Below are 24,636 nucleotides of genomic sequence, written 5' to 3'. Positions count from 1 at the left end.
AGAGCCGCGGCCCCGGATCGCCGTCCCCGACCACGACCGGCCTCGGCCAGGGCGCCCCATCCCTGCCACGGAACCACCATCAGGACCCAGTCGAGGCAAACCCAAATCCCGTGGAGCCGACCTGCGCGGTCGTGGAATGATCTTCGCGACTGCTGACGGAAGGGAAGGCTGACAACGTGTACGTACCGCCATCTGCACGAGCTCTCGATGATGACGAGCGTGAGCTCGTGGAGCTGGCACGCCGCACCATTGACGCGCAAACCGACGCCGGGCCCGACGAAGACGGGATCCACACGATGGGCGCCGCGGTCATGGCCGCCGACTACCGGATGTTCGCCGGCGTGAACCTCTACCACTTCACCGGCGGACCCTGTGCCGAACTCGTGGCTCTGGGAGCCGCACGAGCCCAGGGCGCCCGCCAGATGCGCTGCATCGTTGCCGTGGGAAACCACGGGCGCGGGGTCGTCGGCCCGTGCGGACGCGATCGGCAGGTCTTCGTGGACTACTACCCCACCATGCGCGTCATCGTGCCCACGCCCGCCGGGCCCAGATCCGTTCTCGCCGCCGACCTGATGCCGCTGACTCAGCGATGGACCCCGGAAGGCATGAACGGTCTCGACCCGTCGCTCTATGAAGACCCGGAGACGGCCGGTCCCCCGATCATCCGGTTCAACCCCCGTTACCTCGATAACGTCCGCTCCGGCGCCAAGACCAAGACCACCCGCTTCCGGGACCCGGCCCGGCTCGGGCCGGCACGGCTGGTGTTCGAGAGCGACCCCGAAGTCGTCCTGCCGGCAGAGGTGACCGGCATCAGGCACTGCCTGGTCAGCGACCTCACCGACCAGGACGCCCGAGCCGAGGGGCTGACGACCGCAGCCGAACTCCGGGAAGGCCTCAAGAGCCACTACCCGGATCTCACGGAAACCGACGAGGTCGACGTAGTCACCTTTCAGATCAACGACAAGACAGGCGCCGCTTGAATCGCGGAGGCACCAGCGAACCTGTCCCGGGCCGGCTCACTTGTGCACTCTTCCCGATGGCCTGATGTGACAGATCCTGGTCATTGCAGCCATGCCGGATCGGGCGGAATGATCAGGGCATGCCCCAACCGCACCGCGTTGTGATCGTCGCCTTTCCCGGCATCGAGCTGCTGGACGCCACCGGACCGGCCGAGGTGTTTTCCGTCGCCTCCCGGGTCGGAGGAGCTGACCGGACCGGCTACCTCGTGCGGATCGCTACGGCGGACGGCGCCCCCGTGACCACCTCCAGCGGCGTGCGGCTGATGGCGGACCTGGACTTCGACGATGTGGCCGGCCCGATCGACACCCTGCTGGTGCCGGGGGCGATCGAGCTCGTCGACGGCGGCGTCGAGCCGGTGATCGACCACCAGGTCACCACCTGGCTGCAGCGTGCGGCACCCCGGGCCCGGCGGATCGGGTCGATCTGTGCGGGTGCGCACCTGCTGGCCGCCGCGGGGCTGCTGGAGGGCCGGCCGGCCACGACGCACTGGCTCACCGCGGACCGGCTGGCCGCCGAACACCCAGGAGTGCGGGTGGATCCAGATCCGATCTTCATTCGGGACGCGCGGGTGTGGACCTGCGCCGGCGTCACCTCGGGGATGGACATGGCGCTGGCCATGGTCGCCGAGGACCACGGCCAGGACCTTGCTCTCGCGACCGCCCGGATGATGGTGATGTACGTCAAACGCTCAGGTGGACAGAGCCAGTTCAGTGTGCCGCTGTCCGTCCAGGGCTCCTCGGACGACCGGATCGACGAGCTGCGCAGGTGGATCACCGAACACCTCGCCGAGGACCTGTCCCTCGAAGTCCTGGCGGCCCGTACGCACCTGAGCACGCGCCACTTCACCCGTCTGTTCCATCAGCGCACCTCCACGACACCGGCCGCCTACGTGGAAGCCGCCCGGCTGGAGGCCGCCCGGCGCCTGCTGGAGGACAGCGACCGCAGTCTGCCCGAGGTCGCCGCCGCCAGCGGCCTGGGCTCCGTGGAAACGCTGCACCGCGTCTTCCGTCGGCGGCTGGGCACCACCCCGGCCGAGTACCGCCGCCGGTTCTGACCCCTACCACCCGCACCACCTGCCGACCACCGGGCACGCTCGCTCACCGGCCGAGCTTCGCCATGCCCGCACGCGACATCGACCAGCACACTTCCAAGGAGAACCGTGGCCCGCACGAAGGTCGTCCCCATCCCGGTCATGGGCCGGCACAACATCAACGCCTACCTGCTGCTCGGCCGTCGGCCCGTCATCGTCGACGCCGGAACCCCCGGCAGCGGCCACAGGATCCACGACCGGATCACCGCCCTCGGCGTCGATCCCGCCGACGTCTCACTGATCGTCATCACCCACGGCCACATCGACCACTTCGGCTCCGCCGCCGAACTGCACCGGCTGACCGGCGCACCCCTCGCCGGCCACGTCGCCGACCTCGGACCGTACCGCTCGGGCCGGGTCCGCGAACCGTATCTGCCCACCGGCCCGATGGGCCGTCTCATGGCCCGCAACCGGAAACTTCACGTCCGGGCCGAGCCGTTCGAGCCCGCGGTGCTCGTCCGCGGCGAGACGAACCTCGAGGACTTCGGGCTCGCTGCGCGCATCATGCCCACCCCCGGCCACACCGCCGGATCTGTCTCCGTCCTCACCGACGACGGCGACCTCGTCGCCGGCGACCTGATCGCCGGCTCCTTCATGGGTCTCATCCCCGGCAGGCCGGCCAATCCGCCCTTCCACGACGACTCCCGGCAGAACCTCGCCAGCCTGCGCGAGATGCTCGCCCTGAACCCCACTCGCCTGCACGTCGGCCACGGCACCGCCCTGGATCCCGGCCGGGTGAGGCGGTGGGCCGAGAAGGAACACGACCGCCTGGCACGGCTCGGCGCGGCCGGACGCCTTGTCACGCGCGATGGATAAGTCGCCAGTTCGCGGCCCGGCACCCGGCACCCGGGTGCACCCCGGCAGGGGCTTCCGGCGCCAGCCGGCAACGGGTCCGTCGGTGCAGGCGTCTTGGTCGGACTGATGATCCGTGCAACGGCCTCCCCGCCGCCGTACGAAGTGACCGGGTCAGCCTCGACCGGGCAGGTTCTCCCAGTGGCGGCGGACCAGGGTCGGGTTCCGTACCGCGGACCCGTGCGGACGTGGTCGAACTGCGGTCGCTTTGCTGTGCGGTTCGCACCCCTCACCACCGCGTCGCATGATCTCGGGCGCCCTTCTCACACGTCCGCAGGCAGTCCCGGCGATCACTACGCCGTCACGCGGCGTTCGCCCACTCCTCGCGGAGCATCCCGAAGAGCACTCTGTCGTAGCGCTTCCCGTCCAGCAGTACGGCCGACCGGCGGCGCCCCTCCTCCCGGAAGCCGAGCCTGGTGAAGGCGCGCACGGCACGCTCGTTGCCGCTCCAGGTGTCCAGCTCCAACCGACTGAGGCAAAACGCGCCGAACAGATGGTCCACGAGCAGCCGCAGCGCGTCACTGCCGTGGCCGCGGCCCCAGAACTCCCGCTCGCCGATGGTCACTCCCAGCGTGGCCACGCCGGCGTACGGGTCCAGGTCCCGGTAATCCGCCATGCCGATCACGCTGCCGCTCGCCAGGTCCTCGACCGTGAACACGGCAGATTCCCTCGGGTTCAGGAGGAGCATCGTCTCGAAGCCGAGACCGATAGCCTCCGCTGTGACCGGGCCGAAAGTCGGGTCGCCGGCCGTGGCCCAGCGCACCACCTCCGCGTCGTTCCGCCACCGAAGATGATGCTTCGCATCCTCGGAGTGCAACGCACGCAGCCTTACCTGTTTTCCTTCGAACATCGCGCCACTGTAATCGATCACATCATCCCTGAGCCGAGCATTTCCGGAGGTGCAGCCGAGGTCCAGCCCCAGCCGTGAGAACCGGCTTGTCGGGCGTTGTCAGAGGCATCAGGCACACTGCGCTGTATGGACTTGGTGACCGCACACGACTACGCCTGGATCCGCACCTCGCCGCTCTTCCGCCACATGATGGAGAGCGGATACACCTTGACACTGATACGGGGGCGGAGCCCGCAGGAGGTGCTGCGTGCGATGGGGGCGGAACCGCGCGGCACTGAGGAGGGCACGGCCGGGCTGATCGAGGCCGATGACGCCCACCGTGCAGAGGTGGACTACGACTACTGGGACGAGTCCTACATCGCGGGCGCCTTCAGGGCCCCGGGCGAGCACGGCGACTGGACAGTCGTCCTCGGCTTTGACGGTGGCCTTGGGATACCGCGCGTGGAGACGCTGTCGGAGGGCGGCCGGGTCGTGGCGCACTCGAGCAACGGCGGCAAGCCCATCCACCTCTTTCACTGGTTCGAGGACGGTGAACTCCGCACGGCCTTCGAGGGCCCCTCGGCGCGCGACGGCGGCAGCCCCGATGAACTGGTTCCCTTGTTGCGGGAAGTCGGCTTCCCGCTGACTCCCGAGGGAGAGCACGACGAGAGCGCCCCGGTGGTCGACGGGAAGGCGGCGGTTCTTGCTCTGACCGAGAGACTCACCGGCGTACGCGTCACCGAATCCCTGCTCCGGGACGCCACATATGAACTGGGACTCGTCCCTGAACAGCCCGCCGAGGAGTGGACCGGCCTGGTCATCGACATCACCGACGCCCACGGAGAGCGTCTGTACAAGGAATGGACCTACGAGGAGATCGCAGCGGCTTCCGACCGCGCACGGGCGGAGGCGGACGCGCCCGTCGTGATCACCTACAACGAGTCCCTCACCAAGGATCGTTCGGAACACGGACGGGTGAGTAGCGAACAGGAGCGTGGGTGGCATGCACCGGAATAGAGAAATCCGGAACATGCAGAATCCGTTCAAGGACGGCGGTCCGCTCGACGGCGCCATGGGATGGCTCAGTCTGCTGATCTCGGTCGCTCTGCTGTGGAAGGGCCTCCATCTGGCCCGGAACGGGGCTTCGTGGTGGTGGCCGCTGACGGCAGGCGCAATGGTCGCTCTCGTACTGCATGGGCTGTATCGGCGCCGCCGCCGGACGAAACGGAAGAGCACTCTGTGACCCACGCTGTTGAGGCACGGAGGTGTCCGCTCGGCCAGGGTGCCGCACGTGGCGCGAGGCGGACGACACCTGTCCTTCTTCGGTGCCGGCCACGAGCCAGGCGGCAGCGGGGGTGCGACGCCCGCGACCGCATTCCGCTGCGGCCGGAAGGAGCGAGTCCGGACGCGGGGCGACGACGCGGCCCGCTGCGGCCGGGCGCCGGGCGCCTCGGGACCAGGTGTCGGACCGGGGTCCGGGGGCATCGGCTGAAGTATGAATGCACAGGCATGGGCAGTGGGTGGACGGGGTGGGGCGCGCCGGGCTGCGGACAGCCCGGCGATGGCTGCGGCGGGGCGTGCGGGTTTCGCCGCCCGCGGGCTGATCTATCTGCTGGTGGGGGTCATCTCCCTGCAGATCGCCTTCGGTGGTGACAGCGGCGGCAAGCAGGCCGACCGCGGTGGGGCGCTGAGCGAGCTGGCCCAGCGCCCGTTCGGGTCGGCGCTGCTGTGGATCGTCGGCATCGCGCTCGCCGGTATGGCGCTGTGGCGGCTGTCGCAGGCCGTGTTCGGCGGCGCGGGCACGGACGGGGGCAAGCCCTCGAAGCGTGTCATGGCGGCGGGCCGGTTCGTCTTCTACGCCGTCGTGTCGTGGTCGGTGCTCTCGTACGCGGCCGGCGACAAGGGCAGCGGGAGCGGCTCCTCCGACCGCCGCACCGACGACCTGACCGCCACGGTGCTGGGGTGGCCGGGCGGCCAGTGGATCGTCGGGATCGCCGGCGTGGCGGTGGTGGCCGCCGGGCTGTACATAGCGGCCCGGGCCGTGATGAAGAAGTTCCGCAAGCACCTGAACACGGCGGTCATGTCCGCGAAGGCCCGGAAGGTGACCGACTTCTTCGGTGTCGCGGGTGGCACGGCCCGCGGGATCGTGTTCGCCGTCGCGGGTGTGTTCGCCGTGGTGGCGGCGGTCCGGCACCAGCCCGGCAAGGCGAAGGGCATGGACGACACGCTGCGCGCGTTCCGGGATCTGCCGGCCGGCCCGTGGCTGCTCGCGGTGATCGCGCTCGGTCTTGCGGCGTTCGGCGTCTTCTCCTGGTGCGAGGCCCGCTGGCGCAAGCTCTGACCCTTGGCAGCTGGTGCGCGGAGCGGGGACATGGCTCAGCAGCGGACGGTCCGGGTCAGCAGGTGACCGGCCGGGCGCCCACCGTGACGTCCTCGACGAGTGGCAGGCGGGCCAGCCGCGACTGCGTCCGGGCTCCGCAGCCATGTTCCCTGCCTGGCCGAGTCGGCAGTGCCGCGGAGGCCCTGGCTACTCCTCGGGCTCCCAGGCGATCAGCCGCTCGAACACCTGCTGGTCGCCCTCGGTCTTCAGGTCGCTCATCGTGAGGCGGCCCCAGACGAAGAGGAGCAGCTGCTCGGCCGTGCCCGTCGCCGAAGCGGAGGGGGGTGCGGCGTCGTCCGTGAGGGGTGCGGGCCAGGCGCCGGTGCCGTCCAGCGTGAGGAGCCAGGAGCGGCCCTCGGTGGCGTGGTAGTGGATGGTGGCCGGTTCGTGCGGCCAGGCCGCCGGGGTGGAGTTGCAGGTGTCGAGGAACTCGGCCACACCGTCGATCGCGACGTCCGCCGGCATCGGCTGCACGGCGCCCGCGGCGAGCTGGGCGTCGTAGGTGTGCACCAGCACCTCGTGCACCCGGCGCCGGGCGACGCCCCAGGAGTTCGCCGGGGACACGCCGGCGCTCCACCACGTCCAGCACGCGCGCTCCGGGCCGGCCTCGCGCAGCGCGCTCAGCAGCAGCTCGTTCGACTCGGTGTACCAGGCCAGCAGCGCCTCGAGCTCGCGTGGCGCCTCCGTGGCGTCCTTGGCCGGCGGAGCCTCGGCCGGCCCCGCGGCGACGACGGCGGCCCACCAGCGCTGGCCCGTACCCAGGTGCTGCACCAGATCGAACAACGTCCACTCGGGGCAGGACGGCACCGGCGCGTCGAGGCCGGGCGCGGCGGCAACCGCACTCCGGAACGCGGCCGACCGCTCATCGAGCAGCTGCAGCAGGGCGGAGTACTCAAGACTGTCTGTCACATCGCTTACCTATCACCCCTGCTCAACCGACCGCATCCGAGTTTTCCAGGCCCTCGGCGAGACAGCGCTCCGTCAGCGGCTGACGTCCGGGTCCGGCACCCGCCGGCCGTGGGTGAGCAGGTCGCCGACCGCCGCGATCCCCGCCGCGATCGCCCGCTCGGGCACGTCACCGAAGCCCAGGACGAGTTGGGGCGGCCCGGCACCGCCCGAGGCACGGCACGCACTCATCCCGTATAGGCCGACCCGGCGGGCACGCGCCGCTGCGATCACCGTCGACTCATCGACTTCGTGGGGAAGATGGGCCACGGCGTGGAACCCCGCAGCGAGGCCGGTCAGGCGCACCTCAGGGGCGTGCTCGGCCAGGGCGGCGCGCAGCGTACGGCAGCGGGCCCCGTACAGGGTGCGCATACGGCGCAGATGGCGGTCGTAGCGGCCCGATTCGATCAGTCGGGCCAGGGCGAGTTGGTCGAGGGTGGGTGTGCCGCGGTCGGCGCTCCGCTTCGCCTCGGTGAGCGGCGCGGTGAGCGCGCGGGGGCTCAGCAGCCAGCCGATGCGCAGGGCGGGGGCCAGGGACTTGCTGACGGTGCCGATCGAGACGACCCGGTCCGCCGCGAGGCCCTGGAGGGCGCCGACCGGCTCGCGGTCGTAGCGGAACTCGGCGTCGTAGTCGTCCTCGACGACATACGCGTCGTGGCGCCGCGCCCACGCGAGCAGGGCGTGCCGGCGTTCCGGGGCGAGGAGGACACCGGTGGGCCACTGGTGGGCCGGGGTGACGATCGCCGCGCGAGCGCCGCTCGCCTCCAGGGCCGCAACGTCGACTCCGCGCGCGTCGACCGGGACGGGGACCGGTGTGAGGCCCGCCGCACGGATGGCCGCGCTCGTCGAAGCGGGACTGCCCGGGTCCTCGTGTGCGACGGCACCGACGCCGGCGCGGGCCAGCACCTGGAGGGTGAGGGCCAGTCCCTGGGCGTAGCCGGAGCAGATGAGGGTGTGGTCGGGTTCGGCGGCGGCCGCGCGGATCCGGCGCACGTACGCGGCGACGACCGTGCGCAGGTCCAGGCTGCCGCGCGGATCTCCGTAGCCGAGGTCTGCGGTCGGCATCCGGCGGGCCGCCTCCCTGACCGCCCACAGCCAGTCGGCACGCGGGAACGAGGCGAGGTCGGGCACGCCGTGCCGGAAGTCGGCCACTAGGGGCGGGAGTTGGTCCGTGCGCTCGGCCGGTGGCTCGGCGGGGGCGGCAGGGGCACAGGCGGCGACACGGGTGGCCGAACCGACCCTGGTGACCAGGTAGCCCTCGGCCTGCAGTTGGGCGTAGCAGTCCTGGACCAGACCGCGGGACAGGCCCAGTGAACGCGCCAGCTCACGTGAGGAGGGAAGACGTTCGCCGGCGGCGAGGCGGCCGCCACGGATCGCGTCCCGCAACTGGCGTTCCACCTGGGCACGCAGCTGCTCCCCACTGCTCCGGTCGACGGCCAGCAGCAGCTCGGGAGACAAACCGGCCCACTGCACAGTCATGGAATTGGAGCTTACCGGTGATCCGGTCACTCCCTAACGTCGACGGCATGACCTCTGCTGCGAACTCGGCCGCCGACCCCGCCACGACGGTTCCCGCGCCCTTGCCACCACCCTTGCTCAGCCGTGCCCTGCTGCTGCGGCTCGTGAGCGTGGTGGCCGTGACCGTGAGCTTCTTCCTGCTGCTGTCGGCGGTGCCCACGCACGCCGGCCGTGGCGCGGCGGGCCTGGCGACGGGCGCCCTGATGCTGTCCACGGTGCTGGGTGAGCTGGCCGGCCCCCGGATCCTCGGGCGGTACGGCCACCGGGGTCCCCTGGCGGCCGGGTTGTTCCTGCTAGGCGCCCCCGCCCTCGCACTGCCCCTCGACGACGGTGCGGCCTGGACCGCTTCGATGTGTCTCGTACGCGGTCTGGGGTTCGGCCTCACGATGGTCGCGGGCGGCGCCCTGACCGCTGCGCTGATCCCCGCCGAGCGCCGGGGCGAAGGGCTGGCCCTGGTCGGCGTGGTGGGCGGTGTGCCGGCGCTCGTCACCCTGCCCCTCGGGGTTTGGATGTGCGAACACCTCGGTTACGCCCCGCTCACCGTGACCGCAGGCCTGGCGGCCCTCGCGGCGATCCCGACCGTGGCGGCACTTCGAGAGCTACAGCCGCCGGACGGCTCCGGGGCACCGGCCGTGGGGGCGGATACGCGAGCGCTCGGCATGGTGGCCGCCGTACGCACCGCCGGGCTGCGGCGTCCCACCTCGGTGTTCTTCGCCACGGCCCTCGCCGCCGGGATCCTGGTGACGTTCCTGCCGTTGGCCGTCGCGCACGGGTCGGCGGGCATCGCAACGGCGGCCCTGCTGGTGCAGAGCTCCGCCTCCACCGCGGCCCGCTACGCGGCGGGCCGGTACGGCGACCGCCGGGGCGCCACGCGGCTCGTCGCCCCCGGTCTGCTCGCGTCGGCGGCAGGGCTGTCGGTGCTGGCGGCCACGGCCGGCCCGGTCGCCGTACTGACGGGCACGGCCCTCTTCGGCGCCGGCTTCGGTGTCGTCCAGAACGCCACCCTCACCGTGATGTACGGTCGTGTCTCCCGCTCGTCGTACGGCACCGTCTCCGCACTGTGGAACCTCGCCTACGACGGCGGCATGGGGATTGGCGCCGCAGGCTTCAGCCTGCTCACGGCGCACACGGGTTACGCCTGGGGGTTCGCGCTGACGGCGCTGCTGATGCTGACCGCACTGGGGCCGGCGACGCGTGACCGGCGGTCGGCGCCGTGACCGGCCCGGCAGGGGAAGGGCACCCCGTCTTCGGCACGACGGAGGATGAGGCCGTCGGACACGTCGTCGCGTCCGGCGCCCGCCTCGTACGGACCGCGGCGCGCCTCTCCGACACCGCGTTGCGGGCCCCGTCGGCGCTGCCGGGGTGGACGCGCGGCCACGTCCTGGCGCATGTCGCCCACAGCGTCGACGCGTACGTGTGGCTGCTCGGGCTCGCGCACACCGGCCGTGCACCGGGACCGCGCACGGGCGCAGCGGCGCTGGCGTCCGCGGTCGAGCGGGACGCGCTGCTGTCCGCCGACGCCATCGCGGCCCGTTTGCGGCAGAACCTGGACCGTTTCACCGCGCGAGCCCGCGCGATGCCCGCCCCCGCCTGGGAGCGCCTGGTGCCGGCGCTGGCCGGCTGGCGACACCCCGCCCGGTACGTCCTGCTGCGGTGCCTGCGCGAGTTGGAGACCCATCACCTCGATCTGGACACCGGCCACGGCACCGAGCAGTGGCCCGCCGCCTACGTCACGTGGGCACTGGACGACACCCTCGCCACCCTGCGCACCCAGGGTTTCCGGCTCGCCTCGGTGGAGGCCGTGGACCTCGGCCGGCGCTGGTCCCTGGCGGCGCAGGGAGCCTCGGTCGCCGGAGCCGGGCACCAGGTGCTCGGCTGGCTCACCGGGCGGACTCCGGCCGGCGCGCTGACGGCCGACCGTCCGGCGCGTCTCCTGCCACACCCGCCCGCGTGGCCCCAGCCGCCGCTGCCCGGGTGGGGGCACGCGGGCGACGAGGTGTGAGTCGGCGTGCGATCACTCGGTGCGCAGCAGTTCGGCTCCCGATCTCTCCGGCGATGTCGCGCGGGCCGTGTGGAACGCCTCGGCCGATTTGCCGCCCTTGAACCACTCATCACCGTTCATCACCGGGCGCCATGTGCGCATAGCCTCAGGCCATGATCAGTGACTGGCGGAAGGACCGGATCGGGGCTGCTCTGCGGGGCGAGAATCCGACCGTGTTGCGGCGACTCGATGCCGGCTTCGCAGTGATCGGCGACGTCCAGTTCCTGCCCGGCTACTCGCTTCTCCTCGCGGACGAGCCGGATGTTCAGCGGCTGTCCGACCTGCCCAGGGCCAGGCGGTTGTCGTTCCTGGCCGACATGGACCGTCTCGGAGAAGCGGTCGAGCGGGCCTGCCGACGGCTGGACCCCGGATTCCGCCGGGTCAACCTGGAGATCCTCGGCAACACGGATCCGTTCCTGCACGCCCACATCTGGCCGCGGTTCGAATGGGAGCCGGCCGAGGTGGTGCACAAGCCGGTGTGGCTGTATCCGGGTGACCGGTGGAGTGACGAGCGGTTCAGGCTCGGCCCGCAGCACGACGGGCTGCGTGATGCGATCGGTGGCGAACTGGACCGGCTGGCTGCCTGACGGTACGGGGGCCGACTACCGCCCATCGGCCTGTTGAGGCGGGCTCGGCGCGCTTCACTGCTGGGGCCGACCCGCCGCCTCCTCCCCCGGCGGCGGTGCTGGTCCGGTCACCAGCCGTGGGTTCGGGCTCCTCCCTTGAAGGGGCCCCGGACCTCGGGAGTGATCCAGCCTCCGTAGAAGTCGCCTTCCTGTGGCTGCACCGGGTAGCCGTCGACGGTGCAGCGGTCGACTCTCCCGGCGTAGAAGGCGAAGTGGTCCGCGAGTTCCTCGTAGGGCGGCCGCGGGTCGGGGTAGCTCCACGCGGCGAGGGCACGGATGTCGGGTCCCACCAGGACGTCCCAGTAGTCGGCCACGCCCTTCCACTCGCACCAGGTGCGGTGGGAGGCGGGCCGCAGGAGGTCACTTCGGATGTCCGCAGGGGGCACGTAGAACACCGGCGGGTGGCTGGTCTCCATGATCTTCCAGGCGCCGGTCGTGTCGGCGAGAACCTCGCCTGCGCACTCGACGACGATCCGCCGCGGGTCGCGGCGCAGAGCAGGCGGACGCGGGTAGTCCCACACCGACTCCGTCGGCATGGTCTCGTGTGACGGCATGGAGGCCTCTCTTCACAGAGCACAATGCGTACACTCGCCCTTCGCCGCGGGTTCCCGGCACGGATGCGTCTGAGGGGGCCCTCCGCCACCGCTGGGCCGAGCGCGACGAGGCCTACGGCGGCTTCGTCGCACATCGGTCCCAGGCACCGGCCATGCTTCCGGGCCGCCGAGGCTGACCCGCTTTCCGCCGATCGGCGGCCGCCACTGGTCCGGTACGCCGGTTGCGCGCCGACCGGTACGCCGAGCGGGTACAGCCCGTACGGCGAGCCCGTGCAGCCGGTGCGCCGGGGCGGTCGTGCAGCCGGTGCGCCGGGGCGGTCGTGCCGTGGATGCCCTATCGAGCCGCCGTGTCGCGCACGGACCGATCCGGCGCCTCGTCCTCCCGGCCCAGGAGGGATTCACACGCAGCGTCCACGGTGTCGAATATCCGGCAGCTCATACCGACCCCGGTCAGATCGAGCACACGTCGCACCACCTCGGTGGGCGCGGCCAGGGACACGGATCCGTCGACGTTACGCATCTCATTGATGGTCCGGATGATGACACGCAGCCCGGACGAGTCCATGAACGGCACACCCGCCAGGTCCAGCACCAGATGACGTCGTCCATGCACCACCTGGCCTGCCAACTGGTGCTGAAGGACGAGGCCGGTGTCGGCGTCGAGCTCTCCGCAGACGGTGATGATCGCGGCGTCGGAGCCGATCACGGCCACCTCGACACCCAGACCTGCTGGTTCGCTCACAAGTTCTCCTCGGACGGGCTTTACAGGACAGCAGCCCAGTTACCCCGTCCGGTGATGTTCATCCACGTGGGTTGCGGATTGCCGGCGGGCAACCGAGGGCCGCCGGCCCCAGGCCCTTCGCGAAAGCGGATCCTCACCGCGCCGTGCAGGTGTGGATCAGGGCGAGAAGACTTGCTTGCTGGCGGCCGCCGACGAGGACGCGGTGATGCGCCACCACGCTCGATGCGCTGACTCCGGTCCTCGTCTGGCAGCCGCCGGACAGCGGCGACCGCACGGCGAATTGACCCGGTGGGCTTTGCGTACCGGCGCGGAGCACAAGGTCGGTCACAGGTCGAGAGGGCGGCTGACCTCAGGTTCGTCAGCGCATGTCCGTGAGGAGAGTTTTGAGTGCGGTCTCCTGCTGGGCCGGTGACATCGGCGGGTTCGAGTGGTCAATGCCGAAGGTCTTCAGGACCTGGTCCATCTGCGCGTCGATGAACGTCCAGCCGGTGTTGTCCAGCGGCTGCAGCGAAGGCTGGTCGGCATCCCAGAGGTCCCGCAGCGACTGGGCAGCGGCGTGGGCGCCCTTCGCGTTCCCCGACTGGGCGTCCTTGAGCGAGGTCGACGCGAGTGCCTTCAGTGCGTCGACCTTCGTGGACGGGAACTTCTTCACGGCCTGGCCGGGGGCGAGGTGGACGGTGGAGGTGGCGTCCTCCTCCGGCGCCGGGCCGACGTGCGGCTGGCTGTGCGCCCAGACCAACAGACTTCCGGTGAAGACGGCGAGGAGGCCGAAGCCCGCAAGCGCGATGTGCTCCCTGCGCGGGTTCGCGGTGATTTGCGGAGTGTGCGCAGCGTCGTACGTCTCGGTCACGTCGGAGCGCGTCACCGTCAGGTAGATGACAGTCGCCAGGATCAGGCCGAGGAAGATCAGGCTGGTGGTGAAGGTACCCAGCGCGAGACCGGTCGGCTCGCCCGGCTGAGCGACCTTCGGGGAGGCGAGCCAGTCGCCGATGTTGGCACCCAGCGGGCGGGTCAGGATGTAGGCGAGCCAGAAGGAGAGCACCGGGTTGGCACCGAACTTCCACAGCAGCGTGATCGCCGCGATGAGGCCGAGCGGCAGCAGGACGGAGACTCCGGGGCTCCAGCCGGTGAGCTCGAGGGTCCAGTCGCCGGTCGCGGTGCCGAGCGCGAAGGTGACGAGTACGGCGAGCCAGTAGAACGACTCACGCGGCAGCGTCGTGACGGAGTGGATCGAGAGGGTGCGCTCGCGCAGCCACCACACGCCGAAGACGACGGCGAGCAGGACCGAGAACACGGCGGAGCTGATCCACAGCGGTACGTTGAGCTGGTCGGTGAGGATGTCGGTGTACAGCGTGCCCGTGACACTGACGACGACCACGGTCAGCCAGTACGGGAAGGGGACGTACCGCTTGAGCCGCAGCTGGACGCCCAGGACCACCACGAACACCGCGGTGAAGATCCAGGCGGTGTTCATGAGGCCGACGCCGAGCTTCATGTTGATCCAGTCGGCGAAGCTCTCGCCGACGGTCGTGCACAGGATCTTGATCACCCAGAACCAGATGGTGACCTCGGGAACCTTGTTCAGCATCAGCCGCCCGCTGCGGCTTGTCCGAGCTTCGCTTGTCGTTGTCATGCGACGAGGTTGGCTCGGACGGCCTGAATACAACCTGACTACACGGTTGCCTGAGGTGTGGAAAAGGTCACTTCGATGCGACCGTGACCCTCGTGGCTACTGGGGGGTGAGTCCGGTGACGGCGCCGCCGGGATCGTCGGCCAGGGCGATACGGGCCGTGATGCGCTTGCCCACCGGCTCGCGCTGCGCCTCGAAACCCTGCGCGACCGCCATCACGATCTCCAGACCGTGCTGCCCCACCCGGCCGGCGTCCGCGGCCCGGGCCACCGGCAGCACCGGATCGGAGTCCCACACCACGACCTCCACCGCGTCCCCGACGATCCTCAGATCCAGCAGAACCGGCCCCGGAGCATACTTACGCGCATTGGTGACCAGCTCACTGACCACCAACTGGGTCAGATCCATCGCCCGCTGCGAGACCGGCAACCCGTGCACCGACTGCACCCGCGCCAGGAAATCAGCCGCCCGATGACGCGCCTGGGCGATCACCGACCCGTCCCCGTCCAACGCCACCGTCGCCTGGATCACCCGCTCACCCGGCGTGGTGCCGTCCTCCCCCACGGGCACTGACTCCATCGCGGCCGCCTTCGCTACCCCAATCACCCGACGCGTATACCCGCACCAAGCAGGGTGACGCCTGACACCCCGCTGTCGCCTTCATCTCATCCACGCATCACCTGGCATATGCGGGGCAACGATTCCAGGCGACGAACACGCCGTGCCAGTATCACCCACATGACCGAGGAAGAAGTGGCGGACCCCCACACCAGCACACCGCCGGACCGGCTCACCGTCGCGGCCCACACCATCGACGGCACCCACGTCCTGACCCCCACCGGGGAAATCGACCACCACACCGGCGAGACCCTCCGCCACGCCCTGGACGCCATCACCACACCCGGCTCCCGCGTCGTGGTCGACCTCCACCAGGTCACCTTCATGGACTCCAGCGGCATCAACATCCTCATCGCCGCCCACCGCGCCCTCACCGACACCGGTGGCCGGCTCCGCCTCGCCCGCCCCACCCACACCGTCCAACGCACCCTGACCATCGTCGGCATCGACACCGTCATCGACTGTCACGCCACCCTCCCCCAAGCACTCGACGACTGACGAGACACGCCCAGGCCCAGGCACAGGCACATGCCCCTGCAGGGCAGGCAAAGCACCGGCAAAGGCCCGGAAGCCCGCCGACCCGCCGACCCTCCGACCCGCCTCAGGGGCGTTTCGCGGCAGGTCGTGGGGGCTACCCGCCCCGGGGAAGCCTCGCCGGGGGCGAGGGACTGCACGGCTGCGCGCTGGTGCCGGCCGGGCTCGACGGCCATGGCGGTGCGCAGGAGCGGACAAGCAAGGGGTTGGTCGCGATGTCCATAGCGACACAGCAGGGCGGCGGGAGCGGTTCCAGCGGCCTGTACGACGTGCTGGAACTCGTCGTCGACCGCGGACTGGTCATCGACGCCTTCGCACGCGTCTCCCTGGTCGGCATCGAAATCCTCAAGATCGACACGCGGGTCGTGATCGCCGGCGTCGACACCTACCTCCGGTTCGCCGAACACTGCAACCGCCTCGACCTCGAAGCCGGCCCCCGCGAACCGGCGGAACTCACCGAATCCCCCGACTCCAGTGCCCAGGACAGGTCCACGGCAGCCCTGCCCCGCGCCTCCCAGCCCTCTTCCGGCGCCGCGGACACCGTCTCCAGCGCCCTCGACCAGTCGCGCGGTGAGGAGCGGGAGCCTGAGGGCCGGAGGGTCGCGCGCGAAGAGGATTGAGCAGGGCACACCGGACGGCCACGAGACCTTCCGGCTCTCCCCTGCCCCCTTCGATCAAGGGCCATTTACGCGCGCCCCGCACGAACCCGGCACTCTACGATCGCCCAGTACGGCGGCCGGAAGGGGCGGGAATGCTGGGGAACGACGGGGCAGCGGCGGCGATACGGCTGGCGCGGGACGCGCCGCTGCACAGCACGCTTGATGTCGCCGACCCCGATGACTGGCTGGCGCTGGACGCGGGAGTGCGCAAGGTGGCCTGGTACCACCCGCAGTCGCTGCCGGACTGGGAGCACTCCGCTCCCCTGCCTGCCGATCTGAGCCGGCTCGGCGAGTCACGGCTCGCGCTCGCCCTCTGTCACCGCGACGGGCGTATCCGTAAGGAGGCGTTGCGGGAGTCCGCTCGCTGCCCCGGTCTGCTGCCGCTGGTCGTGATCCGTTGTGCCGACTGGGCCGAGCCCGTGCGCGAGCGGGCCCGGAAGTCGCTGGACGAGGCTCTGGGTGTCGACTCCGCCGTCGGCCTCGCTCCGTTCATCCTCCGTCTGGGCCGTCGCGACAGAGGTGCCTTCGGCGTCGGTGTGCTCGAGCGGGTCCTGCGTCAGGCGTCCCTCGAGCAGCTCGCTGTCCTCTTCGGTGATCCCGACCGGATCGTCCGGCGCTTCGCCTATCGGCTGGCCCTCGAAGGCGGGCTGCTGAGCCCCGTCGAACTCGCCCGTGCGGCTGCCCGGGACGCGGACAGCGTGGTCCAGGACCTTTGTGCCACAGCGGCGCTCGCGGCGCTCGGACATGAAGGTGCGTACGAGGACGTCCTGCCTGCGCTGCTGTCCGCACGCAACCCGCGTACCCGGTCGGCCGGCGTCACCGGACTGCGGCAGGCCGGGTGGCCGAAGCGGGCGGAGTCGTTCCTCGGTGACCGTTCCGCGCTCGTGCGCGCCTGTGCCCGATACGTCGTACGGCAGCACGGGGGTGGTCCGACGGCCTGGTACCGCGAACGGTGCTCGTCACCCGACGACCCGGCGTTGCCGCCCGGTGCGGTCATCGGGCTGGCCGAGTGCGGGAACCGCGCGGACGCCGAACTGCTGCGTCCCCTGCTCGCGCACCGGGCGGAGGGGGTGCGAGCACGGGCGGTGGCAGGGCTGCGGGTACTGGACTGCGTGGTCGTAGAGCAACTGCGGCCGCTCCTCGACGACCCGGCCGCCGCCGTGGTCCGGGAGACGGCCGTCGCACTGTTGCCCTCGGCGCGGGAGCTGCCCGCCGACTGGCTGTTGCAGCGCACCGGCTCCGAGCGGCCGCGGCACGTCCGCGTCGGCGCGTTCCGGCTGCTCGACGCGCGTGGCGGCATCGTGACGCTACGCGCGGCGGTCGGCCTGCTGGACGACCCGGACGCGAAGCTGCGCACCTGGGCCGGACAGTCCGTACAGCGCTGGCATCCGTCAGCGGACGTGCGCGGCTGCGAGGCGGAGGTGGGACAGCTCCTGGACCGCAGCCGGCACCTTTTCAGCGACTACGTGCTACGCAGGCGCAAATGGCAGGCCGGCGTCAGCAGTTGATTCCCCGGCAGGCGCATACCAGGACGCCTGCTTTAACGGCTCCGGGGGGTCGTGGCTGCCCGTTTGGGACGACCTAATGCCTGAGTACCAGCTTCGCAGACACCTTGAGCCTGCGCCCAGCCATCATCAACGGCAGCACGCCTCAGCGGTGTTGTCGTGTCGCCGAAGCCCCGCACCCCCTCACCGGGAGCGGGGCCTCACGGGCACCTCCATCTTCGGCGAGCAGGGGCGCTCACTCCTCCCCCGGCACCCGGGTCAGGCGGCCCGGGTGAGTTCGGCGCGACCGAACAGAAGCGCGTAGCCGCCGGGCAGCTTGTCCAGGATTCGGGTGAGCAGGTCGGGGCCGGCCAGCGAGGCGACGGTGGTGAGGACGGACCCGGTGTCCCAGCGGGTGGTGGCCAGAGGGGCGCCGGCCCGGCCGGCGAGGTCCTTGACGAAGGCCCAGCCGGTCAGCGGTCCGGTCTCGGGGATCTGCGCGGTGAAGATGCGTGCGGCCTCCAGGGGGAGGCGGGCGGCCAGGTCGACGCGTTCGTCGCCCGTCACCTGGCGTCCCAGTCCCGCCAGGACCAGGCGGACTGCTTCCTCGGCCCGCTCCCGAGTCGGGTAGGCACCTTCGTAGCGGACCTTCTCCAACATCTGCTCGTACGTCATCGCAGGCAGCTGCTGCAGGGGTGCACGCTGGTCGGAGATCACTGCTGGACGTCGCCTTTCTCGCCGAGGGCGGTATGCCCGGTGCCCGGCAGAGTGCGCGGGCACCGGGAACGGGTGATCAATGAGAGTGGTCCGGGCCCCGCAGGAGGGACAGGGAGCCGATGTAGCGCGGGCAAACCCTGCGGGGGGGGCGGGAGCAGGACGCACGGGCGCGGGGCAGACCGGGCCGCCCGGGTTCAGCCGGAGATCTCCTTGCGGTCGGACCCGGCGCCGATGGCGATCTTGCGGGGCTTGGCGCGTTCGGCGATCGGGATGCGCAAGGTGAGCACCCCTGCGTCGTAGTCGGCCTCGATGCGCTCGGTGTCCAGGGTGTCGGCCAGCACGAGCTGGCGGGAGAAGACACCCAGTGGCCGCTCGGAGAGTTCCATCTGGACGCTGTCGGACTTCGCCACGGGCCGACGCTCGGCCTTCACGGTCAGCATGTTCCGCTCGACGTCGATGTCGATCGCCTCGGGACTGACACCGGGCAGGTCGAAGGCCACCACGTACTCGTCCCCCTCGCGGTAGGCGTCCATCGGCATCGCGGACGGCCGGGACCAGGTACCTGGGCCCATCATCTGCTGGGCCAGTCGGTCGAGCTCACGGAAGGGGTCGGTGCGCATCAACATCGGACAACACCTCCAGAAGAGTCAGGCAGTAACTGCTGCCAATGCGCCTCACAGGCACTGTTGTAACACGTCATCCAATGGATGACAAACATCGTGTCGTCAAACGGATGACACGAGGGGCCGGTCGGCAATGGGCCGCTTCTGTCGGTGATGTTCCAGGACGATCAGCGAGCAGGCAGGCACGCGCAGGCCGTGGCTGCGCTACGGTGCCGCCACGGCGGCCGTCACCGCCACCGCCCTGGCGGGTACACGCGCCATCGGATCCACGGTGGACACGGTCCCCAGGGTGCCGTCGCACGTCAGGCTCACCAGGGAGGCCGAGGCCGTCCCGACCGCGCCCAGCAGCGAGGTAAAGAGCGTTCTCTCACCGGCACGGCGGTGCGCCGCCGGTGAGCCCCACGCCGTGCACGCTGGGGGCCTCACCACCCTCAACGGGACGCCCGCCCCATCACGGTGGATTGTCAGTGGGGCCTGGAACGCTGGTCGCATGAACTGGGATGAACAGGTGCTGCGTGGTCGGGTCTACGGCTGCGACCACGACGACCCCCACCCCGGCCCGCTGCCCACACGGACTTACGCGACGCTCGTCGGCGGGCCCCTGGACGGTCTGCTGCTGGACATCACCGGCTGGACGAGGGAAGAAGTCGACGGGGGTGTCGCCCTGGCCACCGAGCTGTCGCGGTGGCCCGGCGGCCGCGCCCTGTACGACCCCAGTGCCGACGAGCCACGCTCACCGGGCCCGGGGATCGTCTGCCGCTTGTACTACGCCGGCGACACGCCCTGACCAAAGGCCCCTCACAGCAGTCGAGGAGGCGGTGCCGCGGTGCGTGAGGGGCAAGGTTGGGGGAATCCGGTTGGCGCGTGTGGTGGCCTCGGGCCGGGGCCTGTGTGGTCGGACGGTCTACTTCCCGCTCTCCTCGGCGAGAGTGTGGGCGACGAGAGCGTTGGCGTGACCGTGGCCGAGTCCATGTTCGGCTTTGAGCCAGGAGACGAGTTCCATGTGCTTCGTCAAGGTCGATGAACGGATGAGCTCCTTCCACTCCGCTATGGGGCGGCCATACTTCTTCTCGATGGAAGGGAAGTAGCTGGCGGGGCCCTTCACGCTCTCAGTCATCTCGTCCGTATCCCATCGTCGTGTGCTGAGCGGATGTGCACTGAATATGACTGGAGAGAAGCGCGAAGTGATCGGTCCGACGCATGTGATCTGAGCCACTCAGAGGCGGTCGGTGTCGCGGAAAGCCGTGAGGCGCGCCACGACCGGACCGCGGCCCTGGCTCTCGTGCCCTACGGGGCGTGGTGTGCCTTCGCCACCGCCCCGAACGCGTCCATCGCACGGCGGAACTCCGGCACTTGAGCAGCATTGCGTTCCGCCTGAAGCAGGCCCGGCCGCCCGTCACGGGACGGTCGCCCGGCCGCCTGCTCGGCGGTGTCGTCGAATCCGGTCGGCATCTTTCAAGGCAAAGGGACGCCCCCCCGGGTCATCATGCGGGAGTGCGCGCCCGAAGGCCGCGCCGGACGTCCGGCGGTGTCCGCACCCGGCCGGCCGGCGGCGGCCACAATGGGCGGGAGTCGGGTGCGACGCCTTCGAAGGAACCAGGATGCTGACCGGGATAGTGATCGACGCGCTGGATGTCGCGCGCATGAACCGCTTCTGGCTTGCCGCGACGCACGGTCGGACGTGCGGTCTGCGGCTGAGTTTCGTGCCGACCTCGCAGCCGAAGACGGCGCGCAAGAACCGGCTCCACCTCGACCTGGCCGGCGGGCCGGGCTGGGAGGACGAGGTGGCGCGTCTGCTCGCACTCGGTGCGACACGTGCCGACATCGGCCAAGGGGACGTCCCGTGGGACGTGTTGGCCGATCCGGAGGGCAACGAGTTCTGTGTGCTGCGTCCCGGCCACCCGGGCGTGCTCGCCGAGTCCGGCCTCGTCGCGATCTGCCTCGACGTCACGGAGCGGGACCGCTCCGCGCAGTCGGCCTTCTGGCAGTCACGGGCCGACTGGCATGCCGTCGAGTCCCACGACTGGGGCGTCCGGTTGCGCCGGACGCCCACCAGTACCGTCTCGCTGGTGCTGGGGCCGCCCGCGGCGCCGAAGGAGGCGCGGAACAGGCTGCGGCTGGAGGTCACTCAACCCTCGGAAAAAACCGGGGAGTTCCTTGACGCCGGTGGCGACGAGTTCCACGTCGTGGGGTGACCCCCGGCCTCCGGGCACCGGTTGCGCGAACCGTTCAGCTGCGCGGAGGGCGCGCTGGCGGGACGTGGCCGCGAGTACGCGGCGAGTGGGCCCGGCGCCGGCGTGACCGGATCGTTCCGGACCTGGACGCGATGAGGCCTGCCGCCGCCCCGGCCCCTCGGTCAGGCTGGGGGCATGACCCGAGCACTGATCGTCATCGACGTCCAGGAATCCTTCCGCGCCCGCCCGCTGTGGGAGACCATCTCCGATCCCAAGATCGCCGACCAGGTCGACCGACTGGTCCGCCTCGCCCGCCGGGCCGGCGACCTGGTGGTGTGGGTGCTGCACTCCGAGCCCGGCAGCGGCGATGTCTTCGACCCCGCCCTCGGTCACGTCCGGCTGATGGACGAGCTGCGGCGCCATGACACGGAACCACTGATCCACAAGACCTCGCACAACGCGTTCACCACCACCAACCTGCAGCAGCTCCTCACGGAGCACGGCGTCCGAGAGCTCACGGTGTGCGGCATACGGACCGAGCAGTGCGTCGAGACCACCACGCGCGTGGCGAGCGACCTCGGCTACCGGGTCGCGTTCGTCGTCGACGCCACCGCGACCAACCCCATCCCGCACCGTGACGCCCCCGCCGACCAGAGCGTGGCCGAGCTGCTGGCGGACCCCCGTACGCTGAGCGCCGAGGAGATCATCAGGCGCACCGAGTACGCCCTCGCCGGACGCTTCGCCACCATCACCACCGTCGGGCAGCTGGAGGCGGCGGCCGAGCTTCAGGCATGATGACCGGATCGTGAACCACATCGTCTTTCTTCTGGTGCCCGGAGTGCATCTGCTGGACCTGGCAGGCCCCGCGCAGGTCTTCTCCACGGCCTCCGACTTCGGGCACCCCTACACGCTCAGCTACATCGCCGAGCGGCCTGTGGTCCCCACCGCCCAGGATCTGCCGTTGGTGGCCCGGCTCGACTGGCCCGAACTCCGGCCCGAGGACCTGATCGTGGTGCCCGGCTGGCGGTCCCTCGCTCTCGTCGACAGCCCTGACATCGGCGCGGCCGCTCTGCGGGCGCTCAGGGACCACCACGCCAGGGGTGGAACCGTCGCGAGCGTCTGCGCCGGCGCGGAGGCGCTCGGCCGGGCCGGGCTGCTCGACGGCCGCCGCTGCACCACCCACCACGATGTGCAGGACGAGCTCGCACGCCGCTACCCCCGGGCCACCGTCGTCCGCGACGTGCTCTACACCGCCGACGACCGGGTGGTCACCTCAGCCGGCATCGCCAGCGGGATCGACCTGGCCCTGCACCTGATCGCCAACCAGCACGGCCCCGCCGTCGCCGCCCAGGTGGCGCGGGACATGGTCGTCTACGCGCGGCGCAACGGCCACGAGCCGCAGGCCAGCGCGATGCTCCGGTACCGCTCCCACCTCGACGACACCGTGCACCACGCCCAGAACCTGATCGACGCCCGCTTCGACCGGGCGTTGCCCCTGTCGACGCTGGCCGCGACCGTGGGAGTGAGCGAGCGCACCCTCACCCGCCTCTTCACCCGGGCCACCGGCGGCCTCACCCCACTGCGCTATCAGCAGACTCTGCGGCTCGAGCGCGCCGAGCACCTCATCTGCCACGGCGCGACGGTCGACGCCGCCGCTCGCGCGGTCGGCTTCGAGGACGCGCGCATGCTGCGCCGCCTTCGCGCTCGCGGGCACTGACCCGTCCGTCGCGGGAGCGGCCACGCGGTGCACGCAGCACGGACGGCCTGGACCGGGACGGTACCCGCCGACGCCGGTGGGAACCGAGCCGGCGGCGTCGGTGTCAGTCCGCCTCTCCATGGCTGCGCACGACTTCCTTGACCTTGGCCAGTGCGAAGCCCCAGCCCTGCTCGACGGTCGGCTTGGCCGGGACGGCGATCTCGTCGGGGTTGGTGAGGACGTCGAGCAGCACCGGGCCCGGGCTGTCGAAGGCGCGTCGTACGGCGTTCTCCACGTCGGCCGGGTCGGTCACGCGGATGCCGGTGATGCCCATGGCCTCGGCCACGGCGGCGAAGTCGGGGTTGTCCAGCACCGTGCCGAACTCGGGCAGGCCGGCCTGCTCCTGTTCGAGCTTCACCATGCCCAGCCGGCGGTTGTCGAAGACGACGAGTTTGACGGGCAGCCGGTACGTCTTCAGGGTCATGAGGTCGCCGAGGAGCATGCTCAGTCCGCCGTCACCGCAGAAGGCCACGACCTGTCGCTCACGGTCCAGACTCTGGGCGCCCAGGGCCTGCGGCATGGCGTTGGCCATCGAACCCAGGTTGTAGGAGCCGATGAGGCGCCGGTGGCCGCGCATTTCGACGAAGCGTGAGAGCCACACCGTGGCCATGCCCGTGTCGGAGGTGAAGACGGCGTCCTCCGCCGCGACCCGGTCGACGGCCGCGGCCAGCGCCTCCGGACGGATGTCGTGGGAGCGGTTGTCCAGCGCGGACCGGATACGGCCCACGACACCCTTGTCGTGCGCGAGGTCGGCCAGCCGGGTCTGACCGGCGCGCCACTGGTCGAAGCGTTCACGCGCCTTCTCCAGGTGCGAGCGATCGCGTGCGTCGGCGGATCCGGCCGGCGGGGCGGTGAGGTGGCCGAGGAGGTCGCGTACGGTGGCGCCGGTGTCCCCCACCAGCCCGACCTCGACCGGCACCCGGCGTCCGATGTGGGTGGCCTCGGTGTCCACCTGGATCACGGTCCGGCCCTCGGGGTACCAGTCCCGGTACGGGAAGTCGGTGCCGAGCAGGAGCAGGGTGTCCGCGTCCTGGAGGGCCTTGGCCGCGGCGGGGTTGCCGATCAGGCCGGTCTGGCCGACCTGGAAGGGGTTGGTGTCGCCCTCGAAACCGGCCTTGGCCTTCAGGGTGAGCACCATGGGCGCGGCCAGCCGGTCGGCGAGGGCGAGGACGTCCTGGCGGGCGGCCCGGGCTCCTGCGCCGACGAGGAGGGTGACGCGCTCGGAGCGGTCGAGGAGTTCCGCCGCGCGGCGGACTGCGGACTCGTCCGGCCGGCTCACCGGAGCGTTCAGGGAGAACCGCGCCGGCCGGTCGCTGGTCAGTTCGCGCTCGCCCAGGTCACCCGGCACGGTGAGGACCGCGACGCCCTTGCGGCCCAGTGCGTGGCGCACGGCCGTCTCCAGCATCTGGGGCAGTTGGTCGGGCGAGGTGACGGTCGCGCGGAAGACGGCCACGTCGCTGAAGAGGGCGTCGTTGTCGACCTCCTGGAAGTAGTCGCTGCCGAGTTCGGCGAGCGGGACCTGGCCGGCGATGGCCAGCACCGGGGTGTGGCTCTTGGCCGCGTCGTAGAGCCCGTTGAGGAGGTGCACGGAACCCGGTCCGACGGTGCCCATGCACACGCCGAGCGTGTCGGTGAGCTGCGACTGGGCGCTCGCGGCGAAGGCCGCCGCCTCCTCGTGGCGGCAGCCCACCCACTCCAGGCCGTCGGTGGTGCGGATGGCGTCCGTGAGCGGGTTGAGCGCGTCTCCCACGACGCCGAACACCTGGCGTACGCCCAGTTCGCTCAGCGCGTCCACGATGACTTGGGCAACGGTACGGGGCACGTAGATCCTCCTGGGATGCGGT

The 24,636-nt window shown here is 70.9% G+C and carries 28 protein-coding genes; 17 read left to right on the top strand and 11 right to left on the bottom strand.

The features are described from left to right. The first annotated feature begins 227 nt into the window (after positions 1 to 227). The 3 genes from B446_RS41010 to B446_RS33395 all read left to right on the top strand — a co-directional run bounded on the left by B446_RS41010 (position 228) and on the right by B446_RS33395 (position 2,926). The gene (locus tag B446_RS41010) at positions 228 to 980 is read left to right on the top strand and encodes an ASCH domain-containing protein (protein ID WP_020937715.1); all 753 of its coding nucleotides are present in this window, start codon (positions 228 to 230) and stop codon (positions 978 to 980) included. Positions 981 to 1,099: 119 nt separating this feature from the next. Next, a complete protein-coding gene (locus B446_RS33400) occupies positions 1,100 to 2,074 on the top strand; it encodes a GlxA family transcriptional regulator (RefSeq protein ID WP_020937716.1) in 975 nt (324 codons plus the stop codon). A gap of 105 nt (positions 2,075 to 2,179) precedes the next feature. Continuing rightward, positions 2,180 to 2,926, top strand: a complete 747-nt coding sequence (locus B446_RS33395; protein WP_020937717.1) for an MBL fold metallo-hydrolase — start codon at positions 2,180 to 2,182, stop codon at positions 2,924 to 2,926. A 337-nt stretch (positions 2,927 to 3,263) separates the two neighbouring features. On the opposite strand, the gene B446_RS33390 is transcribed toward B446_RS33395, so the two are convergent. Next, a complete protein-coding gene (locus B446_RS33390) occupies positions 3,264 to 3,833 on the bottom strand; it encodes a GNAT family N-acetyltransferase (protein ID WP_237751115.1) in 570 nt (189 codons plus the stop codon). Positions 3,834 to 3,938: 105 nt separating this feature from the next. On the opposite strand from B446_RS33390, the gene B446_RS33385 reads away from it, so the two are divergent. The 3 genes from B446_RS33385 to B446_RS33380 all read left to right on the top strand — a co-directional run bounded on the left by B446_RS33385 (position 3,939) and on the right by B446_RS33380 (position 6,132). Further along, positions 3,939 to 4,808 (top strand): DUF6461 domain-containing protein, encoded by an 870-nt coding sequence (locus tag B446_RS33385; protein WP_020937719.1) that lies wholly within the window; start codon positions 3,939 to 3,941, stop codon positions 4,806 to 4,808. Between the two features lie 13 nt (positions 4,809 to 4,821). Further along, positions 4,822 to 5,034: a hypothetical protein gene (locus B446_RS39050; protein ID WP_020937720.1), complete on the top strand. Its 213-nt coding sequence runs from the start codon at positions 4,822 to 4,824 to the stop codon at positions 5,032 to 5,034. 252 nt (positions 5,035 to 5,286) lie between these two features. Further along, positions 5,287 to 6,132 carry a DUF1206 domain-containing protein gene (locus B446_RS33380; RefSeq protein WP_193384422.1) on the top strand — a complete coding sequence of 282 codons (846 nt, stop codon included), beginning with the start codon at positions 5,287 to 5,289 and terminating at the stop codon, positions 6,130 to 6,132. A gap of 186 nt (positions 6,133 to 6,318) precedes the next feature. Here the strand turns inward: B446_RS33380 and B446_RS33375 are convergent, their stop codons facing one another. Both B446_RS33375 and B446_RS33370 read right to left on the bottom strand, forming a co-directional pair. Continuing rightward, entirely contained in the window at positions 6,319 to 7,080 is a 762-nt protein-coding gene (locus B446_RS33375) for a maleylpyruvate isomerase family mycothiol-dependent enzyme (RefSeq protein WP_020937722.1), read from the bottom strand. A gap of 72 nt (positions 7,081 to 7,152) precedes the next feature. After that, the gene (locus B446_RS33370) at positions 7,153 to 8,595 is read right to left on the bottom strand and encodes a PLP-dependent aminotransferase family protein (RefSeq protein WP_043474548.1); all 1,443 of its coding nucleotides are present in this window, start codon (positions 8,593 to 8,595) and stop codon (positions 7,153 to 7,155) included. Positions 8,596 to 8,642: 47 nt separating this feature from the next. Here B446_RS33370 and B446_RS33365 point away from each other — a divergent pair, with 47 nt between their 5' ends. From B446_RS33365 to B446_RS33355, 3 genes are all read left to right on the top strand, one after another. Beyond that, the gene (locus B446_RS33365; protein ID WP_043474551.1) at positions 8,643 to 9,851 is read left to right on the top strand and encodes an MFS transporter; all 1,209 of its coding nucleotides are present in this window, start codon (positions 8,643 to 8,645) and stop codon (positions 9,849 to 9,851) included. Further along, entirely contained in the window at positions 9,848 to 10,636 is a 789-nt protein-coding gene (locus B446_RS33360) for a maleylpyruvate isomerase family mycothiol-dependent enzyme (RefSeq protein ID WP_020937725.1), read from the top strand. Before B446_RS33365 ends, B446_RS33360 begins: the two co-directional genes overlap by 4 nt. A 152-nt stretch (positions 10,637 to 10,788) precedes the next feature. Continuing rightward, positions 10,789 to 11,262, top strand: a complete 474-nt coding sequence (locus B446_RS33355) for an HIT family protein (RefSeq protein ID WP_020937726.1) — start codon at positions 10,789 to 10,791, stop codon at positions 11,260 to 11,262. A 107-nt stretch (positions 11,263 to 11,369) separates the two neighbouring features. Here B446_RS33355 and B446_RS33350 read toward each other — a convergent pair whose 3' ends face one another. From B446_RS33350 to B446_RS33335, 4 genes are all read right to left on the bottom strand, one after another. Continuing rightward, on the bottom strand, positions 11,370 to 11,855 hold the full coding sequence (locus B446_RS33350; protein WP_020937727.1) for a DUF427 domain-containing protein: 486 nt from the start codon (positions 11,853 to 11,855) through the stop codon (positions 11,370 to 11,372). Positions 11,856 to 12,189: 334 nt separating this feature from the next. Continuing rightward, the gene (locus B446_RS33345; RefSeq protein WP_020937728.1) at positions 12,190 to 12,597 is read right to left on the bottom strand and encodes an STAS domain-containing protein; all 408 of its coding nucleotides are present in this window, start codon (positions 12,595 to 12,597) and stop codon (positions 12,190 to 12,192) included. A gap of 358 nt (positions 12,598 to 12,955) precedes the next feature. Beyond that, positions 12,956 to 14,185, bottom strand: coding sequence for a hypothetical protein (locus B446_RS33340; RefSeq protein ID WP_020937729.1), 1,230 nt, complete (start codon positions 14,183 to 14,185; stop codon positions 12,956 to 12,958). Positions 14,186 to 14,326: 141 nt separating this feature from the next. Continuing rightward, complete coding sequence (locus B446_RS33335) at positions 14,327 to 14,806, bottom strand: ATP-binding protein (RefSeq protein WP_020937730.1); 480 nt, start codon at positions 14,804 to 14,806, stop codon at positions 14,327 to 14,329. Between the two features lie 159 nt (positions 14,807 to 14,965). Between B446_RS33335 and B446_RS33330 the strand changes: the two genes are divergently transcribed. The 3 genes from B446_RS33330 (at position 14,966) to B446_RS33320 (ending at position 17,546) form a co-directional block, all read left to right on the top strand. After that, positions 14,966 to 15,343: an STAS domain-containing protein gene (locus B446_RS33330; RefSeq protein WP_078614615.1), complete on the top strand. Its 378-nt coding sequence runs from the start codon at positions 14,966 to 14,968 to the stop codon at positions 15,341 to 15,343. 251 nt (positions 15,344 to 15,594) lie between these two features. Continuing rightward, entirely contained in the window at positions 15,595 to 15,999 is a 405-nt protein-coding gene (gene gvpJ / locus B446_RS33325; RefSeq protein WP_020937732.1) for a gas vesicle protein GvpJ, read from the top strand. Between the two features lie 131 nt (positions 16,000 to 16,130). Next, on the top strand, positions 16,131 to 17,546 hold the full coding sequence (locus B446_RS33320; RefSeq protein WP_020937733.1) for a hypothetical protein: 1,416 nt from the start codon (positions 16,131 to 16,133) through the stop codon (positions 17,544 to 17,546). A gap of 255 nt (positions 17,547 to 17,801) precedes the next feature. Here B446_RS33320 and B446_RS33315 read toward each other — a convergent pair whose 3' ends face one another. Continuing rightward, a complete protein-coding gene (locus B446_RS33315) occupies positions 17,802 to 18,239 on the bottom strand; it encodes a DUF2267 domain-containing protein (protein ID WP_020937734.1) in 438 nt (145 codons plus the stop codon). Positions 18,240 to 18,433: 194 nt separating this feature from the next. After that, complete coding sequence (locus tag B446_RS33310; RefSeq protein WP_020937735.1) at positions 18,434 to 18,865, bottom strand: Hsp20/alpha crystallin family protein; 432 nt, start codon at positions 18,863 to 18,865, stop codon at positions 18,434 to 18,436. A gap of 487 nt (positions 18,866 to 19,352) precedes the next feature. On the opposite strand from B446_RS33310, the gene B446_RS33305 reads away from it, so the two are divergent. Then, a complete protein-coding gene (locus B446_RS33305) occupies positions 19,353 to 19,649 on the top strand; it encodes a hypothetical protein (protein WP_020937737.1) in 297 nt (98 codons plus the stop codon). 117 nt (positions 19,650 to 19,766) lie between these two features. Here the strand turns inward: B446_RS33305 and B446_RS33300 are convergent, their stop codons facing one another. Then, positions 19,767 to 19,979: a DUF4287 domain-containing protein gene (locus tag B446_RS33300; protein WP_020937738.1), complete on the bottom strand. Its 213-nt coding sequence runs from the start codon at positions 19,977 to 19,979 to the stop codon at positions 19,767 to 19,769. Positions 19,980 to 20,012: 33 nt separating this feature from the next. Here B446_RS33300 and B446_RS40850 point away from each other — a divergent pair, with 33 nt between their 5' ends. From B446_RS40850 to B446_RS33285, 4 genes are all read left to right on the top strand, one after another. Continuing rightward, complete coding sequence (locus B446_RS40850) at positions 20,013 to 20,219, top strand: tryptophan-rich sensory protein (protein ID WP_106960526.1); 207 nt, start codon at positions 20,013 to 20,015, stop codon at positions 20,217 to 20,219. A gap of 244 nt (positions 20,220 to 20,463) precedes the next feature. Then, positions 20,464 to 21,057 (top strand): VOC family protein, encoded by a 594-nt coding sequence (locus B446_RS33295; RefSeq protein ID WP_020937739.1) that lies wholly within the window; start codon positions 20,464 to 20,466, stop codon positions 21,055 to 21,057. 174 nt (positions 21,058 to 21,231) lie between these two features. Next, positions 21,232 to 21,831, top strand: coding sequence for an isochorismatase family protein (locus tag B446_RS33290; protein ID WP_020937740.1), 600 nt, complete (start codon positions 21,232 to 21,234; stop codon positions 21,829 to 21,831). Positions 21,832 to 21,841: 10 nt separating this feature from the next. Next, positions 21,842 to 22,753 (top strand): GlxA family transcriptional regulator, encoded by a 912-nt coding sequence (locus B446_RS33285; protein WP_020937741.1) that lies wholly within the window; start codon positions 21,842 to 21,844, stop codon positions 22,751 to 22,753. 103 nt (positions 22,754 to 22,856) lie between these two features. On the opposite strand, the gene B446_RS33280 is transcribed toward B446_RS33285, so the two are convergent. Further along, positions 22,857 to 24,614 (bottom strand): thiamine pyrophosphate-dependent enzyme, encoded by a 1,758-nt coding sequence (locus tag B446_RS33280; protein WP_020937742.1) that lies wholly within the window; start codon positions 24,612 to 24,614, stop codon positions 22,857 to 22,859. Positions 24,615 to 24,636 lie beyond the last annotated feature (22 nt).

Origin of the sequence: Streptomyces collinus Tu 365 (assembly GCF_000444875.1) — a bacterium.
Classification (GTDB): domain Bacteria; phylum Actinomycetota; class Actinomycetes; order Streptomycetales; family Streptomycetaceae; genus Streptomyces; species Streptomyces collinus_A.
Note: the sequence above shows the minus strand (reverse complement) of the source record. Positions and strands in the feature narration are given on the sequence as shown.

What these genes read in the sequence shown, in the direction of transcription:
- gvpJ (WP_020937732.1), top strand. Translation starts at nt 15,595, where the DNA reads ATGTCCATAGCGACACAGCAGGGCGGCGGGAGCGGTTCCAGCGGCCTG.
- B446_RS40850 (WP_106960526.1), top strand. Translation starts at nt 20,013, where the DNA reads ATGTGCACTGAATATGACTGGAGAGAAGCGCGAAGTGATCGGTCCGAC.
- B446_RS33380 (WP_193384422.1), top strand. Translation starts at nt 5,287, where the DNA reads ATGAATGCACAGGCATGGGCAGTGGGTGGACGGGGTGGGGCGCGCCGG.
- B446_RS33370 (WP_043474548.1), bottom strand. Translation starts at nt 8,595, where the DNA reads ATGACTGTGCAGTGGGCCGGTTTGTCTCCCGAGCTGCTGCTGGCCGTC.
- B446_RS33365 (WP_043474551.1), top strand. Translation starts at nt 8,643, where the DNA reads ATGACCTCTGCTGCGAACTCGGCCGCCGACCCCGCCACGACGGTTCCC.
- B446_RS33310 (WP_020937735.1), bottom strand. Translation starts at nt 18,865, where the DNA reads ATGTTGATGCGCACCGACCCCTTCCGTGAGCTCGACCGACTGGCCCAG.
- B446_RS33335 (WP_020937730.1), bottom strand. Translation starts at nt 14,806, where the DNA reads ATGGAGTCAGTGCCCGTGGGGGAGGACGGCACCACGCCGGGTGAGCGG.
- B446_RS33305 (WP_020937737.1), top strand. Translation starts at nt 19,353, where the DNA reads ATGAACTGGGATGAACAGGTGCTGCGTGGTCGGGTCTACGGCTGCGAC.
- B446_RS33400 (WP_020937716.1), top strand. Translation starts at nt 1,100, where the DNA reads ATGCCCCAACCGCACCGCGTTGTGATCGTCGCCTTTCCCGGCATCGAG.
- B446_RS33340 (WP_020937729.1), bottom strand. Translation starts at nt 14,185, where the DNA reads ATGCTGAACAAGGTTCCCGAGGTCACCATCTGGTTCTGGGTGATCAAG.
- B446_RS33290 (WP_020937740.1), top strand. Translation starts at nt 21,232, where the DNA reads ATGACCCGAGCACTGATCGTCATCGACGTCCAGGAATCCTTCCGCGCC.
- B446_RS39050 (WP_020937720.1), top strand. Translation starts at nt 4,822, where the DNA reads ATGCAGAATCCGTTCAAGGACGGCGGTCCGCTCGACGGCGCCATGGGA.
- B446_RS33300 (WP_020937738.1), bottom strand. Translation starts at nt 19,979, where the DNA reads ATGACTGAGAGCGTGAAGGGCCCCGCCAGCTACTTCCCTTCCATCGAG.
- B446_RS33350 (WP_020937727.1), bottom strand. Translation starts at nt 11,855, where the DNA reads ATGCCGTCACACGAGACCATGCCGACGGAGTCGGTGTGGGACTACCCG.
- B446_RS33385 (WP_020937719.1), top strand. Translation starts at nt 3,939, where the DNA reads ATGGACTTGGTGACCGCACACGACTACGCCTGGATCCGCACCTCGCCG.
- B446_RS33355 (WP_020937726.1), top strand. Translation starts at nt 10,789, where the DNA reads ATGATCAGTGACTGGCGGAAGGACCGGATCGGGGCTGCTCTGCGGGGC.
- B446_RS33295 (WP_020937739.1), top strand. Translation starts at nt 20,464, where the DNA reads ATGCTGACCGGGATAGTGATCGACGCGCTGGATGTCGCGCGCATGAAC.
- B446_RS33330 (WP_078614615.1), top strand. Translation starts at nt 14,966, where the DNA reads ATGACCGAGGAAGAAGTGGCGGACCCCCACACCAGCACACCGCCGGAC.
- B446_RS33320 (WP_020937733.1), top strand. Translation starts at nt 16,131, where the DNA reads ATGCTGGGGAACGACGGGGCAGCGGCGGCGATACGGCTGGCGCGGGAC.